This window comes from Deltaproteobacteria bacterium (assembly GCA_016930875.1).
In the GTDB taxonomy this organism is placed as follows: domain Bacteria; phylum Desulfobacterota; class Desulfobacteria; order Desulfobacterales.
In genome coordinates this window covers 1-15,034 of record JAFGFW010000196.1, presented here as the reverse complement: position 1 = coordinate 15,034, position 15,034 = coordinate 1, and the positions used below count along the sequence as shown (strand labels likewise).

15 protein-coding genes and 1 pseudogene are annotated in these 15,034 nt (G+C 50.0%); all 16 read right to left on the bottom strand.

Annotated features, from left to right (window positions below):
- Positions 1-2,338, bottom strand: a 2,338-nt coding sequence (locus JW883_16510) for a PhnD/SsuA/transferrin family substrate-binding protein (GenBank protein MBN1843868.1), incomplete at its 3' end; no start/stop codon positions are given.
- Between the two features lie 74 nt (positions 2,339-2,412).
- Entirely contained in the window at positions 2,413-3,237 is an 825-nt protein-coding gene (locus JW883_16505; protein MBN1843867.1) for a response regulator, read from the bottom strand.
- A gap of 131 nt (positions 3,238-3,368) precedes the next feature.
- The gene (locus JW883_16500) at positions 3,369-4,229 is read right to left on the bottom strand and encodes an HDOD domain-containing protein (protein MBN1843866.1); all 861 of its coding nucleotides are present in this window, start codon (positions 4,227-4,229) and stop codon (positions 3,369-3,371) included.
- A 1-nt stretch (position 4,230) separates the two neighbouring features.
- Positions 4,231-5,589, bottom strand: a complete 1,359-nt coding sequence (locus JW883_16495) for a response regulator (GenBank protein MBN1843865.1) — start codon at positions 5,587-5,589, stop codon at positions 4,231-4,233.
- A gap of 1 nt (position 5,590) precedes the next feature.
- Entirely contained in the window at positions 5,591-5,860 is a 270-nt protein-coding gene (locus JW883_16490; GenBank protein ID MBN1843864.1) for a HAMP domain-containing histidine kinase, read from the bottom strand.
- Positions 5,812-7,200 carry a PAS domain S-box protein gene (locus JW883_16485; GenBank protein MBN1843863.1) on the bottom strand — a complete coding sequence of 463 codons (1,389 nt, stop codon included), beginning with the start codon at positions 7,198-7,200 and terminating at the stop codon, positions 5,812-5,814. Before JW883_16485 ends, JW883_16490 begins: the two co-directional genes overlap by 49 nt.
- A 14-nt stretch (positions 7,201-7,214) precedes the next feature.
- A complete protein-coding gene (locus tag JW883_16480; GenBank protein MBN1843862.1) occupies positions 7,215-9,581 on the bottom strand; it encodes a diguanylate cyclase in 2,367 nt (788 codons plus the stop codon).
- Positions 9,582-9,647: 66 nt separating this feature from the next.
- Positions 9,648-9,947 (bottom strand): annotated as a pseudogene (gene kaiB / locus JW883_16475) (circadian clock protein KaiB).
- Positions 9,944-10,222, bottom strand: a complete 279-nt coding sequence (locus JW883_16470) for a circadian clock protein KaiB (GenBank protein ID MBN1843861.1) — start codon at positions 10,220-10,222, stop codon at positions 9,944-9,946. The pseudogene kaiB and the gene JW883_16470 overlap by 4 nt, the downstream one beginning before the upstream one ends.
- Positions 10,223-10,232: 10 nt before the next feature.
- On the bottom strand, positions 10,233-10,616 hold the full coding sequence (locus tag JW883_16465) for a response regulator (GenBank protein ID MBN1843860.1): 384 nt from the start codon (positions 10,614-10,616) through the stop codon (positions 10,233-10,235).
- The gene (locus JW883_16460; GenBank protein ID MBN1843859.1) at positions 10,609-11,796 is read right to left on the bottom strand and encodes a HAMP domain-containing histidine kinase; all 1,188 of its coding nucleotides are present in this window, start codon (positions 11,794-11,796) and stop codon (positions 10,609-10,611) included. Before JW883_16460 ends, JW883_16465 begins: the two co-directional genes overlap by 8 nt.
- Positions 11,793-12,392 carry a SpoIIE family protein phosphatase gene (locus JW883_16455; GenBank protein MBN1843858.1) on the bottom strand — a complete coding sequence of 200 codons (600 nt, stop codon included), beginning with the start codon at positions 12,390-12,392 and terminating at the stop codon, positions 11,793-11,795. Before JW883_16455 ends, JW883_16460 begins: the two co-directional genes overlap by 4 nt.
- Complete coding sequence (locus JW883_16450; protein MBN1843857.1) at positions 12,383-12,817, bottom strand: anti-sigma regulatory factor; 435 nt, start codon at positions 12,815-12,817, stop codon at positions 12,383-12,385. Before JW883_16450 ends, JW883_16455 begins: the two co-directional genes overlap by 10 nt.
- Positions 12,774-13,268 carry an STAS domain-containing protein gene (locus JW883_16445; GenBank protein MBN1843856.1) on the bottom strand — a complete coding sequence of 165 codons (495 nt, stop codon included), beginning with the start codon at positions 13,266-13,268 and terminating at the stop codon, positions 12,774-12,776. Before JW883_16445 ends, JW883_16450 begins: the two co-directional genes overlap by 44 nt.
- A 10-nt stretch (positions 13,269-13,278) precedes the next feature.
- Positions 13,279-13,695, bottom strand: coding sequence for an STAS domain-containing protein (locus tag JW883_16440; GenBank protein MBN1843855.1), 417 nt, complete (start codon positions 13,693-13,695; stop codon positions 13,279-13,281).
- 92 nt (positions 13,696-13,787) lie between these two features.
- Positions 13,788-14,795 carry an HD-GYP domain-containing protein gene (locus tag JW883_16435; GenBank protein ID MBN1843854.1) on the bottom strand — a complete coding sequence of 336 codons (1,008 nt, stop codon included), beginning with the start codon at positions 14,793-14,795 and terminating at the stop codon, positions 13,788-13,790.
- Between the last annotated feature and the right edge of the window lie 239 nt (positions 14,796-15,034).

Here is a 15,034-nt window from a genome sequence, read left to right as displayed (position 1 = left end):
GCGAAGTCGAAGGGCCTGTCCTGAGCGAAGTCGAAGGGCCTGTCCTGAGCGAAGTCGAAGGGCCTGTCCTGAGCGAAGTCGAAGGGCTTTCCACTCCGATCTTGCCGCCCATCATCTCTGCAAAGCTCTTTGAAATGGCCAGTCCCAACCCTGTGCCGCCGTACTTGCGGGTCGATGAGGAGTCCACCTGCGAGAACGACTTGAAAAGCCTGTCCATGCGGTCCCGGGCGATCCCTATGCCGGTGTCCGAAATGCTGAAGCGCACCGTGGCGCGGGTGTCATCTTCTTCTTCAAGATCCGCGCGGATCACCACTTCGCCTTTTTTCGTGAACTTGATCGCATTGTTCGCAAGATTAATCAGTACCTGCCGCAACCGCCCGGGATCGCCGCGCATGAGCGCCGGAACATCCTGGTTGATCAGGCAGGCCAATTCAAGACCCTTCTTGTGAGCTGTCATGGCGAGAACATCAGTCGTATCTTCAACTGTCACCCTGAGATCAAAGTCGATGGTCTCCATGTTGAGTTGTCCGGCCTCGATCTTTGAGTAGTCCAAAATGTCGTTGATCACGGCCAAAAGCGCGTCGCCGCTGTTACGCACTATTTCGGCATACTCACGCTGTTCGGGAGTCAATTCCGTATCCAGCAGCAGCTCTGTCATTCCAATCACACCGTTCATGGGCGTGCGGATCTCATGGCTCATATTGGCAAGAAACTCGCTCTTGGCCTGGTTGGCCGCTTCTGCTGCCTCCTTGGCCTTTTTCAATTTCTCTTCGACCTGCTTGCGCTCTGTAATGTCACGCACTATTCCCACTGCATGCCATTTGCCCTTTACCTTAACGGCCGAAAGAGAAAGCTCAACAGGAAACTCCTCGCCGTTTTTTCTCACCGCCGGCAGTTCTATGGTTTTCCCGACTGCCGCTCCCGTTCCTGTCCTCTGAAAAGCAGGAAATGCTTTTCTGTGGTCTTCAAGAAGTGATTCAGCCGCCACTAATTCATGTATATCTTGTCCCATTGCTTCTTCATGTGAGTATCCAAACATTTCTTGAGCAGCATTGTTCCAGAGTGAGATATTGCCGCCATGGTCAAGCCTGATGATGGCATCCTGAGCGGATTCGCAAATCGTGCGGAATCCTTCCTCGCTTTCTCGCAGTTCTTCCTCGGCTCGTTTGCGCTCTTCAACCTCTGCTTCTGACGCCATATGAGATGCGTTAATTTTCCGGTTGAGTTTTAGTATGACTAGAAGGGCCACTGCCAGTACGAGAAACAAACAAGAGAAAACAAGGATCCAGCGCCAGTAGTTTCTTATAACATCGGTCAGGGTTATCTTTCCCAGGTCCTTGTAAGGACCGATCTTAAGCTCTCTTAGACACTCGTGCACCGGTTCATAGTTCAAAGCAATGGTCCACCCGGCGTTTCTGGCAAAGGTCGCAGCGGGACTGTCCGGAGGCATCTCCATCAAGGCGGAAGCGACTTTCTCCGCCAAGTCCTCTGAAGCGTGCCCGGCTTTGGCCAAAGGCCACTCCGGATAGACTCGCGTCGAATGCAGGAGGGGGAAACAAATCTTCCCCCCGTGTTCGTGGATCACCCGGAATTCTTCCAGGCGGATCTTACCTTCCATCGCCATACGTTCGAGTGTGTCGGTTCGGACCGACCCGGCATCAACCCTACCGTCTCTCACTGCATAGACAACCGCGTCATGGGTGCCGCCGAACTTAAGATCGGCAAAATCGCGATGCGGATCAATACCGTTTTCTTTCAGTTCCCGCCAGACCGCCTGCCAGCCGCCAAAAGAGTTTTCATCAACGGCCATGAAAGTCTTTGCTTTAAGGTCATCCAGGTTCTTGATCTCCTTGCGATCTGCCCGGTGGAAAATGACGCCGCCATAGTTCGTACGAGCTTTTCCCACCTGAATGTTGGTTAACGTCACGATCCGGGTGGCGCCATAAAAACGCTCTATCCCCACGTATAGTGAGGGGTTGGTCAGAATGAAATCCACCTTTTTGTTCTCAACAGCCGGATAAATCTCGTCATATGTAAGGGGCGCTATCGCGAATGAGTAGCCCGGGATTTGCCTCCCCAGGTAATCGGCTGTCAACTCCCATTTTGCCAAGCACCGTTCTTTCCCCCGCTTGGCCAGGACGCCAATCTTGACTTCCTGCAGACGCGCCTGGCCGTCAGAATCTCGAACAGAAGGGTTTTCGATAACAGTGCGATAGATCCTTCTGTTTTGCTTCTCTCCGGCTGGAGCAGAGGCAGCCATCAGCGTCATGCCGGCTACGATTGCTCCCAGAATCAGGACCATGGGAAAGCGCCAACCTTTCACTGCTCTATTTCTCATTTGTGAATGCCCTTTTTCACGCCAAACTCTTCCACCTACTCAACCACTCAACTACTCAACCACTCAACCAACAACTAACCCGCCGGTCTCAATGTCATGATCACACCTTTTCCTCGAAAACGTCCCAAAAGGGGGGTGATATCAATATCGTATGCCCCGTCCGGCAACCCGTCTCCCTTTAGCGTCTGTGCCTTGTCGGTTTCCAGCGCACCGGCCACCCTTTCTTGAATATCAGTTGAAAAGTAATCGATAATCTCCCCGCCTATCTCGATGGCCCGGCCATTGTATGATAGCGTTTGGGCCTTTTCATTGATTACCGCAATCATACCCTCAGCGCTCACACCAATGATCGGTACGGGCAAAACTTCAAGCATGGCGCGTGAGAGTTCCAGGGCCTGGTTCTGAATTTCAAGATCCTCGGTTCTCTGTTTAACCAGTGTCTCAAGATTTTCATTTATGCTTTTCAACTCCTCATTCTGTTCCATAACCTTTTCGTCAAGCTTTTTGTTCGCCTGTATAAGGTCGTATTGATCCAGGGCCTGTTTGATCTCCAGCCTCAGACTCTGATCATTCCACGGTTTGAGAAAAAACTTGTAGACATGTCCTTTGTTGATCGACTCCGTAATTGCGTCCACCTCTGTGTAACCACTTAAGATGACACGAATGATATCAGCATACTCTTCTTTTACCCTGGCAAGGAAATCAGTGCCGCTCATCTCCGGCATCCTCTGATCGCACATCACCATCTGAATATCATTGTTTTTAAGGATCTCAAGGCCCTCTGCTCCACTTGAAGCCATCAGGAAGTTGTAGCCCTCTTTTCGAAGCAATCGCTTCAAGGCGCTTAAGATGTTTTGATCGTCATCTACGCAGAGAACGGTGTGTTTTGAATCGTTCATGGTTTTCACTCCGCATGCCGCTGCTTGAGTAGTTAAGTCGTTAACTGTTTGAGTCTAGGCCTTGAAAATCACTTCTCACTTTGTCCGACATTCCCTCCGACCACTTAACCACTCAACGACTCAACGAATATCTATCTCCCATCTTCGATAAAGAAGTCGCAGGCCTGCTCTATTTCGGTTGCCACCGCTGGAAACCAGTCCGGCAAGGCTTTCAATTCGGCTGCCATTATCTTGGCGGCCTCAGGGAAAAGCCCTGATAACTCGAGGCCGTCCTGTGAATCGGTCTTGTAGTTGTTCACAACGTAATCGGAAGCATGCACTACCATTATTGGGTTAACATTGATGGCCGATTTCATGACTGCGTGGTGATAGGTAATCGTCTCGACCAGACTGGCTGGAAGCTGCCATTTCTTGACCAGACGGCCTCCGATTTGTGCGTGGTCTGCCGGCAATAGCTTCTTTTCAGCCTCATAGAATGATAGGCCATCGTCTCGTACGCATGTCAAGAGTTGTCCGAAAGGCTCTTGGAAATATTGGGCCAAGACCACCTTTCCCACATCATGGAGGATTCCGGCAACAAAGGCCTCATCCGGGGCGCTCAGACGGGTCTTCTCGGCCATGTGCCTGCCGGTCACGGCCACTGCAACGGAATGCTTCCAGAAGTCCGTAATGTCAAACCCCTCAAAAGCTTCCTTTCCGGAAAAAGCGTCAACTACGGCAATCGAAACAATGGCATTGCGGATGGTGCTGAGGCCTAATATGGTTATAGCGTGAGAAATAGTGTTGATCTTCGACCGAAACCCGTAGAAGGCCGAGTTGACGAGCTTCAAGATCTTTGAAACCATGGCCTGGTCTTTTTCTATGGTTTCGCTCAGCATCCTGATGGAAACATCATCATCCTGGAGCATCTTGTTGACTTTAAAAGCAATAACAGGCAAAGTCGGAAGATTCGGGATGTTGTCGAGTTTTTTCAAGAATGCTTCTTTGTCCATTCTACTTTACCTCCACGTGAACTGATTCGGTTATTGGATCAAGAGAATGTATAGTGTTTAGCTTGCCAATAAGGTCTTCAGTCAGGACAGTATTGTGAGGGAGCAGAAATCGTCCGCTGGAGGTATGAAGCGATTTTGAAAGAAACATGCCCTCCTTGAGATCCTCAATGGAAACCTCCTTTTCTCTTTCAACCTCTATCCCTTGTGTCTTAAGAACAGCCAGGAACATCTTCACAATATCGGGATCATATCGGGTAAAAGCCTGTTCCCTCAGGTGAAGCACTGCGGCTTTTTGCAGGACTTCCTCTGTTGGATGGCCCTGAGTTGCATCAGCCTCTCTTGACGCTCTTTTCAAGGTGTCGCCGTCAATAACCTTTAGCTTGACGATCCTGTCATAGGCATCTGCCACGGCAATGATCCTGGAGCCCAAGGGGATCTCCTCCTCGGCCAGTTGGTCAGGATATCCCTGGCCGTCATATTGCTCATGATGACATCTGATCAGGATTCCCGCATGGTCCAGTTTATTGATAAACCGGACTGCTGCCTGGCCCTGCTCCGGGTGTTTGCGAAACAAAGCCTTGTCCTGACCGTCCCAAGCGTCCTCCTGGTATTTCAGGAGCTTCTTTGAAAATCCGAGCTTGCCTACGTCATGCAGAAGGCCGGCGATCTCTATTTGATCAACCTCGTCTTCACTCAGGCCGAGCTCCTGGGCGATCTTGCGCGAAACAGCCCCCACGCGCCTTCCGTGCCCGGCCAGTGAGGGAGTGAGCATCTCCACTAACGAGGCAAATGCGCGCACTGTGTTATAAAGGCTCGCCTCCAGTTCCCTGTTCAGGGAAGAAAGCTCTTCGTTTTTCTCAATGACTTCTCTGGTTCGCTCAGCCACCTTTTCTTCCAGGCTGTTATTGAGTTCCTTTAACTCTGCGTTCTGTTTCTTGGTCAGAGCGAGCAACCTCCGGTTTTCCACAACGAGTTCATACTGTTCAAGAGACTGTCGGATCTGGAGCACGAGATCGTCATCATTCCAGGGCTTGGCGAAGTACCGGTGGATCTCTCCCTTGTTGACGGCATCCACAATGGCGTCCATGTCAGAATACCCTGTCAGGAGGATTCGTATGGCCTGGGGAAAGATCTTCTTTGCCTTCTCCAGAAATTCGGCTCCATTCATCGCCGGCATGCGCTGATCGGAAATGATAAGGGAAAAGGGCTTCCCGACTTCTTTTAATCGCTCCAGCCCTTCCTGCCCGCTTGATGCCGTGTAGATCTCGTATCCCTCCTTGCGAAAGAGACGCTGGAGCGATTTGGTGATAGATTCCTCGTCGTCCACGAGCAGGAGGGTGTGTTTGTATTTTAATGCCATATTAGACCTCCCGGTGTTGGTCATTGGTGATTGGTATTCGAATCGTAAACGTGGTTCCCTTGCCCACTGTGCTCTCCACATCAATGGTGCCTTTGTGCTTTTTAACGATGTTATAGGCCACGTTAAGGCCCAGCCCTGTTCCTTTTCCTACCTCCTTGGTGGTAAAAAACGGATCGAATATTTTAGAGAGGTCTTCCTTGGGTATGCCTGATCCCGTGTCACTTATCTTAATTTCCGCATAGCCATCAACGGCCCTGGTGACAATCTTGATCTCCCCTTCTCTTCTATGGCCTGGGGCGCATTAACCAAAAGGTTCATGAAGACCTGGTTAAGCTGCTGCGGATAGCACTCCACCAGGGGCAGGTCTCCGTATTCTTTTGTCACAGTGGCTTTGTATTTGAGTTCGTTCCAGACAACGTTCAGAGTTGATTCAAGGCAGTTGTTGATGTCTGCGGATTGCAACTTGTCCTTACCCGGATGGGCAAAGTCCTTCAGATCAAGCACAATCTTCTTGATCCGCTCAGTCCCCTCTTGAAATTCTTTGATTAGCTCCTTGCTATCATTTAAGATAAAATCGATGTCAACTTCAGATTCCAGCTTTTCAAGACGCTTTACCTGCTCGTACACGGAGGATGGCGTTTCATTTCCGGCCATGTTGTCTTTCAGGTCTGATGCCAACTTCCTGTATTCCGCTATAACTCTTTCTGTATCATTTTGATAATCCGACAATGTATTCATATTGCTGCTTACGAAACCGGTGGGGTTGTTAATTTCGTGGGCTACACCTGCTGCAAGCTGTCCGATGGAAGCCATCTTTTCGGATTGTATCATCTTTGTTTGTGTATTTGTTAATTCTGACAACGCTTTTTCCAATTCATCGCGCGATTTTTTCAGCGCCTCTTCTGTCCGCTTCCGCTCACTAATATCATGCAGTGATGCGAGATATGCGATTTCACCTTCCCACTCCATCTCCACCACACCCATTTCCGCTACTGCTGCTTCTGCATGCCTGCGAATGATGTTAATCTCAGTGGATCCGCCTGCTGTCAGAGGAAACCCGAACATTCTTCCAACCAGTTCTTCGCCTCTCAGGCCGAAAAGACGTTCCGCAGCCGGGTTGGCAAAACGCACCCTTCCCTCACTGTTTACAACGAAGATGGCGTCAGCATTCTTTTCTATTATAAGGCGAAAACGCATTTCGCTCGCCAGTAGCGCCTTTTCAGCCCGCTTGCGCTCGATGGCATAGAGTATGACCCGCCATAGCATGTGGGGATGCAAGTGCTCTTTGGGCAGGCAGTCGTGTACGCCCTTCTTCAATGCCTCGATGCAAGCCATGTCGTCGTGATGTCCGCTCAACATCAGGACCGGCACTTCCGGTGCTTCAGCGTGTGCCTTCACGATAGCGTCAAGCCCCTGGGTGTCTGAAAGCTTGAGATCAAGCACAACCAGATCAATCCCGCCTGCGGCCAGGCGCTCCATTCCAGTTGACAGCCCATCGGCGCATTCCAGATCAAATGAAGCATCCCTAACTTCTGACAGCATCTCCTGGATCACCCCAGCCTCCTCAGGGTTGTCCTGAATCAATAATATCTTGAGTCTCTGGCTTCGCATTTCATGCCTCGGATTCATGATCTATAGACCTTGACCCGGTTTCTTCCCCCGCCCTTGGCGCGATATAGGGCCTCGTCTGCCTTGGCTACCAATTCCATGGGAGTTTTTGACTCTGAGCCATCCAGTTTTGCAATGCCTATGCTGACTGTCATCTGAAATTGAGCTTCCTCATATTCAAACGCGTACCCCGCCACCATCTCCCTGAATCTTTCGCCTACTGTGCGGGCCTCTTCAATCCGGGTGTTGGGAAGAATAACAGCAAACTCCTCACCCCCATAGCGGCATACCAGGTCACTTTGACGAAAGCATTTTTTCAGCATTCTACCGATTTCAGACAGGACCCTGTCGCCGACAGGATGACCATAGGTGTCATTGATTCTTTTAAAGTGATCCAGATCCGCCATGCAAAGTACGATTTCAAACTCGTATCTCCCTGCCCTTGCCACCTCCCGCTCCAACGCCTCCATAAAGTATCGCCGGTTATAGAGCCCGGTGAGATCATCTCTGGTTGACATTTCAACCATCTTCTTCATGGCCAGTTTTATTTCTCTTTTCAGGCGACCTTTTTCCAGTGCATTATTGATGCTTCGAGAAAGGGATTGGTCACTCACCCTTTCTTTAGGAAGATAATCATGGGCGCCGGCCTGAATCACCTGGGAAGCGACCATCTCATCTCCATGAGCGGTAATGACCACGACCGGTATCCCTGTCACCTTTTCATCCATGATCCTTAAGAAATCAAGGGAATTGCCATCCGGAAGCACATGGTCCAAAAGAATAAGATCAACGTGGCCGTTGTCCAGTAATTGGACTGCATCTTTGATGGTGGTGGCACGAGACAGGGTTATCCCGGTATGAGTGTTCAGAATTGTTTCAATCCTCTCAAAATCCTCGACCGAGTCTTCCACAATAAAGATATTCAACTTCTGGTCGAGGTTAATAATGGGGGTTCCGCCAGGGTAGGGTTTTGTATCGTAATGGCGAATATCCTGGATCTTTCTTATGATATCGGTTATCCGTTGGCCGGCCTCTTCGACTATGTCCATGTGCCCGGCCAATTTTTCAGGGGTATCTTTGTTCAACCTCATCAACTGAATATTTCCTAGCAGGCCCATCAATGGCTGGTTCAACTCATGGGCCGTGGCCCCGGCCATCTGAAGCAGTACCTTGAGCCGTTCCTCTTCTATCACCGATTTTTGCTGCTGCAAAATCTTCTGGTTGGCCGTTCTTGATTCCTCCATACTCTGTTTGAGGTCTTGATTGGCCCTTTCCAGTGAAACTTCCATCTGCTTGCGATTCGTAATATCTCGAAGTGATGTAAGGAAAGCACTTTTCCCCTCCCATTCCGTTTCTACAAAACGCATTTCCGCTGTGGCCCTTTCTCCATCTTTCCGCACGATATCGATTTCCGTTGCCCCGGCCACCATAGGAAACCCGAACGATTCACCCTGGAGATTTTTTGCCTCGCGGCCAAAAAGAGATTCCGCAGCAGGATTCACAAATTGTACGATTCCATCCCGATCAACAACAATGATGGCATCGGCATTTTTTTCTATGATCTGTTTAAGGCGGGCCTCGCTGACCCGCAGGGCCTCCTCCGCATGTTTGCGCTCGGTCGTGTCTTGTCCAATACCTAAGATCCCTATCACCTTGCCGTTCTGATCGAGCCAGGGGGTAATGTTCACATTGATCCATAGCTTGCGTCCATCTTTTGCTATCTCAATAATCTCGCAACTTGTTCCCTGTTTATTCTTAAGTACAAACGACCTGACCTCCTCTACTGTCCTTTTGGTCTCCTCTTCATCGTCAGGGTATAATATGTTTGTCTTATGACGACCGACTATCTCTTCAGCCTTGTATCCAAATATCTCCTCAGCCCCTTTGTTCCAGTAAAGGATATTGCCTTCCAGATCAGTAAACATGATTGAAATAGACGAAGAGCTCTCCAGGGTGTTTTGCAAAAACAAGTTCGTTTCATGTGAAGCCTCATCCGCCCACTTGGGCTCAATGGCACATTGCATGGTGCGCATCAGCATATTGCTATCAAGTTGTGCCTTGAACAAATAGTCCTGCGCGCCGCGCTGCAAAGCCTTTACGGCGAGCGCTTCTTCGCCGAGAGCAGTCAGCACCACGACCGGCACTTTCGTTGAATGAGCGAGCACCCTGTCCAGCGTGTCAAGCCTCTGGCTGCCCGGCAGCATAAGATCCAACAGCACTATATCGATCCCTCCGCCGGAAAGACGCTCCAACCCTGAAGAAAGCCGGTCGGCAAGCTCTATATCAAATGAAGGACTCTTTTCTCTGAGCAGTGTTCGTCGGATAGCGGCCGTCATCTTAGGCTCGTCCTGAATTGCAAGCACTTTAATGTGTTTATCTTCCATTCTGACTCTTAATCTTTATCTTTACCCGGGCCGCTTCGGGGATTCCTCAGGTTCATTCCGCTTCCGTCATTGTTCATCTCCTCTCTGGGGAACAACAGGCAGCAGATCGAGCCCCAGGAGGATCTTCTCGGTATCGGACAGGTCGCCTATGATGCGCCGAATAGGTTCAGGCAACACCTTGACCAGGGTCGGCGTTGCCAGGATCTTTTCGTTGTCCGCCAGTTGTGGTCACTCCAGAACATCGATGACGATCAGTTCGTATTGCCCTTTCAATTCCTTTTCACAGATTCCGCGCAGGCTTGCGATGGCGGACTCGGATCGCGGCGTCTGCCCGGCAATGTACAAGTTAAGAACATACTTGCTCATAACTGTTTCCCCAACCCCAGACCCAACCCGGCCAGTACGTTTTCGCTTTTGCTGAGATCCCCGATTATCCTTTTTTGCGGTGGTGGAGAAGCCTTTACCACTGTCGGGGTCGCGAAAACCATATCCTTTTCGGCCAGTTGCGGGTTTTCCATGACATCTATGATTTTGAGAGAATATTGACCTTTGTGTTTAGCTTCGAGAAGCACCTTTAGATCCTCGACGGCCTTTTTAGACCTCGCCGTCCGGCCCATAATGTAAAGTCTGACTTCATGCATGATACCCCTCCTAATAAACTATTGGCCCTTCCAGAACACCCCTGGCAACAGCAATAAGCTGGGCACCGCCGATCGGTTTTCTGAGAAGCTCAAACTCTATCCCGCCTTCCTGAGCGCTTTTCAGCTGGTCTAAGAACTCGATATAAAAAGCTGTTACGATGTAGACAGGCACATCCTTGTCTATCTTCCGCAGTTCACGCAATGTTTGGACACCATCTAGCCCCAGCATCTTAAGGTCAAGGAAGATCAAATCAAATTTGGTGTCCTGCGCCATCTCAATTGCCTTCTCACCTGATGCCGCTGTCTCAGTTTGATACCCGGTGTCCTCAAGTGTCAGGGTAAATGACTTTCTAATTGCCTCATCATCATCAACTATTAACACACGCTTACTCATTTTGGCCCTCCTTTCTTCTTTCTATTGGAAATAGAATATTAAAGGTTGTCCCAACGCCGGGCGTGCTGTGACAGGTAATCTTCCCGTCGTGCATATCTATAATGCTCTGGATTATGGCAAGTCCCATGCCTGTCCCCTGTCCGACCGGTTTGGTTGTGAAAAAAGGATCGAAAATGCGTTTAAGGTTTTCAGTATCAATGCCGGAGCCGGTATCGGCGACCTTTACCCGGATAGATTCGCCTTCATGGCGGACTTCAACACGAATTTCCTTCTTCGGACGTTCCTTTAGGGCATCCAGGGCATTATTGATAAGATTGAGAAACATTTGTTGCATACTGCTGGCTTTCATCCAGATTTCGGGAACGCCTTCGGCAACGTGGCTGGTCAGCCAGACATGCTCTCTCTCTATACGGTACGATAGTAGTTTAAAGACCCTGTCAAGAATCGTGGCAAAACTCTCTTGCTGGTAGCCCTCTTCACCCTCTTTTTCCATGCGTGAAAAGGTCAACATGTTTTGCACAATATCGATGCAGCGTTTTGTTTCATGCTTTATATCTCGAAGCACAGGATATCTTCGGTCGTCCCCTGTGGTGTATTTGAGACAATACTCGGCAAACTGGAGCATTCCGGTCATTGGATTATTAAGCTCGTGGGCAACGCCCGCAACCAGAGTGCCTGTGGCAACCATTTTCTCCCTCAGTATCAGTTGCATCGATTGCCTGAGTTTGTCATATGCTTCTTGAAGCTGAGCATAAAGCTCCTCTCTGGTGAGACGTTGAACCAGTTCCCGCTTTTGATCGATAAACTCTTCCGTAGGCTCAAATTCAGGGTCCGGCAGGGATTTAAATGCTTTCACGGCTTCAAGACCGACTGAGGTCTGAAACTCCTCAACGTCATCAAAGACCGCCTCCAGGGCCTCGATACCAACCGGGTTCCCGGTTTGTGCTGATGCAAACAAGAGGACAAGCCCGAATGCTCCGTCTCGCTGATCCAGTCCGACCTTGATACTGGAAGCACGGCCCGAGGTCAGCATCCGGCGGCCGAGTTCCGAGGTCATGGCCACCAGCCTGGCGGCGCTGATGGAATCGAATTTCAGATCTTCGCATAAGATGCGTATCTTGTTTCTTGCCTCAACGATAGAGGTCAGATCCTTGATGGAAATATCCCCAAGCTCAATCATATCCGATACCTCAATGCTATACACAGGGCGTCATCTGCTTCTTTGCCGAATCGCTCAATAATGCGGGTGGCTATTGTCCTGGCGTTGTCCGATATCAGTTCAGGGTAATCTTCCATGTCAAAATGTTTTTTGACTCCGTCTATATATAATACCAGGACATCGCCGTCGTATAATTTCAATCTCTCTTCTCTCGGGGTCGGCATTACATAGCCGACTACGCCGGCCCTGGAAATAATCGTGATGTTGCTTGAACCGAATTTTCTGGCGGTTATGTCACCCATGCCAACGTATTTCAGGTCACCTGTTTTCAAGTCCAAAAGGCACAGGCCGGCCACTGCACCCCGTGAACCCCTGATATGCCTATGGAGGCCCTCCATTGTTTTGACCAGGTCCTGACGATAATTCTTCCCCAGAAAATCCTCGCAAGTCAGCGCAATCTCATGGGTGCCTTCCCCATGCCCCAGGACATCTATAATGCCGATAAATATCTTGCTGTCAAATTCCTTGATAATCCCTGTATCGCCGCAGAAAGTATCATTGTTCAGAGCTCTTTTCACCAAGAAGTAATCAGCTTCAGGCATCTTTGTTAGTTCCATTTCCTTGCCGTGATCCTGGTTCCTGCCCCTGGTTCAGTCTCTATGACAAACTCATCCATCAGGCGTTTTACGCCGGGAAGCCCGAGGCCCATGCCGTCTGAGGTAGTAAAACCGTCCTGCATGCCGGCTTCCACATCGGATATGCCGGGACCGCTGTCTTCCGCGACAATCTCAATCCCCTTTTCGGTCTCTCTCTCAAGGGCTCTTATGGTAATTTCCCCTTTCCCGGCATAGTTGCGTATATTCGTGGCCAGCTCAGAGACCGCGATTGCAACCATATATTGCCTGGTGAGGCTGAAACCGGCTGTTTTTGCTGATACTAATGCCTCAGAGACCGCCTCGGCAATGTCAACCTCCTCGCAGATTTCGATTCGTTTTTCTTTATTCTGTATCGTTGCTGTTTTCCTCTTCTCCTGTATCTTCATCCTCTGCGGCCGCATCCTCCTTATTGTTGACTTCCGCTTCCGGTTCTTCGGCCTCCTCTAACGCCTCTTTGGGCCATACCACAGGCTCCAATATCCGAAATCCCTTTTCAAGGCTCACAGCCGTGGGGACATCCCCGGGCTCAAAGTCCAGGTCAATCAGGGCCGCGGCCACCCCAGGTCTAAGGCCGGTAATGACCGTTTTGGCTCCCAACAGGGATGCCATTTCGGCTGTATCAAAGATTGCCCGGGCGAGGAATGAGTCCATTACGGCAACCCCTGAGAGATCAATAATCACTCCTTTGATCCCTGTCTCGTTAATCCTTTGCAGGACGGCCGCCTGAACCCGGGGCGCCAGGTCGTCGTGTAGTTCGACCTGGACAGGAACTACAAGACAGCCCCGGGTAACATACATTCCTACCCCGGATAGAGTGGGGTCCTCTTGCATAACCATCTACTCCCTCTTATGGGACCTTTTTTATTTTTCTCACTTCAAGGCCTATCGTATCAAAGGCGGTTTCAAGTGCATCGCGTAAACTGGCTGTGGTAGCAACGCCTTCCAGGCCAACTCCCAGGTTAACCAATGTCTGGGCAATTGCCGGGGATATACCGGAGACAATGCACCTGCAACCCATAAGTCCGGTTGCCCTGGTTATTTTGAGGATATAATTCGCCACAGCAGTATCCACAGTGGCCACCCCAAGAATATCGAGTATGATGACCTTTGATCCGCTATCGGATATCCTTGTCAGTATGTTTTCCATTATTTCTTGGGCCTGCTTTGAATCTATAGCGCCGAATATGGGAATCATTAATATATTTTCCCAGAGTATGTTAATCGGCGTTGCTATTGTTGTCCCTTTTTTTTCTTCCTTTGCCATTTTCGTTCCTCCTTTATTAAATCTTTTTGTTTCAGGCCCTCAACCGCCTTTCACACCTTTGTCAAGAATATGGTGAATGCCGGCCCCGGAAACTATTTAAACCTGAACCTTTTCTCTTTGAACAGCTTCAAGCAGGCGTCTACCGCCTTTGCGTCATAGAGGACACCCCTATTCTTTGAGATTTCTTCTAACGCAACATTTATACCGAGAGCCTGCCGGTAAGGTCGGTGAGAGGCCATGGCCTCAACAACATCACTTACACCCATGATCCTTGCTTCCAATATAATACTTTTACCCGAAAGCCCTTGAGGGTATCCGGAGCCATCCATCCTTTCGTGATGTTGAAGCACGGTTGGGGCAATCGGCCACGGAAATTCAACGGTCTTCAACATGTCATAACCGACCTGGGAGTGAGTCTTGATCAGGCTGAACTCGATGTCCGTCAACCGGGTGGGCTTGCTGAGGATTTCAGCAGGTATAGATATCTTGCCGACATCGTGGATAACCCCGGCCATGCGGATTCCATCAATCTGCTCCGCTGAAAGACCCATCTCTGTGGCGATGGCACGGGCAAGATCGGCCACCCGCCGTTGATGGCCGGCCGTGTAAGGATCCCTCTTTTCAACTGCCAGTACCAAGAGCTGGATGGTGCCCCTCATGGCTTTTCGCAAATTCGCCAGGGTTCGTTTCAGTTTTTCCTGACCCAGCTTTTTCCCCGTGATATCTCGAAGCGACGTAAGATGGGCAATTTCATCTTTCCACTTTGTTTCCACCACGCGCATTTCCACGGTACGTGTGCCCCCCTTATTTCGAATAATTTCAATCTCCGCTGTTTCACCCGAGACAATGGGAAAACCAAATAATCCGCCAACCAGTTCTTCTGCTTTGCGGCTGAAAAGGGCTTCTGCGGCCCGGTTGACAAACTGCACTGCGCCGTTCTTATCCGCTATGACAATACCGTCCGCATTTTTCTCTATGATATTCCGGAAACGTGCTTCGCTAACCCTCAGCTCCTCATCCACTCTGCTGCGGGCAACGGCTTGTTCTTCTGAGTCCTTCACCCTTTGTTCCAATTCTTCATACGTTGGCTTTCTATCCATTTAGAACACCCCGCCGTGCCGCCCTAAAAGCAAGAAAGGCCCAAACATTTCTGGCACATGTGTGGAGCCTCTATCAGTTCCATTTTAATCAAAAACCTCACGTATGCATTCACGTACATTTCTTTTCGTCATTGCTGGGAGCGTAGCGGTTCCGAGGCGAAGCCGAAGCAAACCCGGAGATTCCTCGCCGCCCCCTCGTTCCACTCGGGGTTTCAGCTCACCGGAACAGGCTCCGCAAT

Bases quoted from the DNA above. Each gene is read 5' to 3' on its own strand.
- JW883_16505 (MBN1843867.1), bottom strand. From the start codon at position 3,237: ATGAACGATTCAAAACACACCGTTCTCTGCGTAGATGACGATCAAAAC.
- JW883_16500 (MBN1843866.1), bottom strand. From the start codon at position 4,229: ATGGACAAAGAAGCATTCTTGAAAAAACTCGACAACATCCCGAATCTT.
- JW883_16495 (MBN1843865.1), bottom strand. From the start codon at position 5,589: ATGGCATTAAAATACAAACACACCCTCCTGCTCGTGGACGACGAGGAA.
- JW883_16485 (MBN1843863.1), bottom strand. From the start codon at position 7,200: ATGCGAAGCCAGAGACTCAAGATATTATTGATTCAGGACAACCCTGAG.
- JW883_16480 (MBN1843862.1), bottom strand. From the start codon at position 9,581: ATGGAAGATAAACACATTAAAGTGCTTGCAATTCAGGACGAGCCTAAG.
- JW883_16470 (MBN1843861.1), bottom strand. From the start codon at position 10,222: ATGCATGAAGTCAGACTTTACATTATGGGCCGGACGGCGAGGTCTAAA.
- JW883_16465 (MBN1843860.1), bottom strand. From the start codon at position 10,616: ATGAGTAAGCGTGTGTTAATAGTTGATGATGATGAGGCAATTAGAAAG.
- JW883_16460 (MBN1843859.1), bottom strand. From the start codon at position 11,796: ATGATTGAGCTTGGGGATATTTCCATCAAGGATCTGACCTCTATCGTT.
- JW883_16455 (MBN1843858.1), bottom strand. From the start codon at position 12,392: ATGGAACTAACAAAGATGCCTGAAGCTGATTACTTCTTGGTGAAAAGA.
- JW883_16450 (MBN1843857.1), bottom strand. From the start codon at position 12,817: ATGAAGATACAGGAGAAGAGGAAAACAGCAACGATACAGAATAAAGAA.
- JW883_16445 (MBN1843856.1), bottom strand. From the start codon at position 13,268: ATGGTTATGCAAGAGGACCCCACTCTATCCGGGGTAGGAATGTATGTT.
- JW883_16440 (MBN1843855.1), bottom strand. From the start codon at position 13,695: ATGGCAAAGGAAGAAAAAAAAGGGACAACAATAGCAACGCCGATTAAC.
- JW883_16435 (MBN1843854.1), bottom strand. From the start codon at position 14,795: ATGGATAGAAAGCCAACGTATGAAGAATTGGAACAAAGGGTGAAGGAC.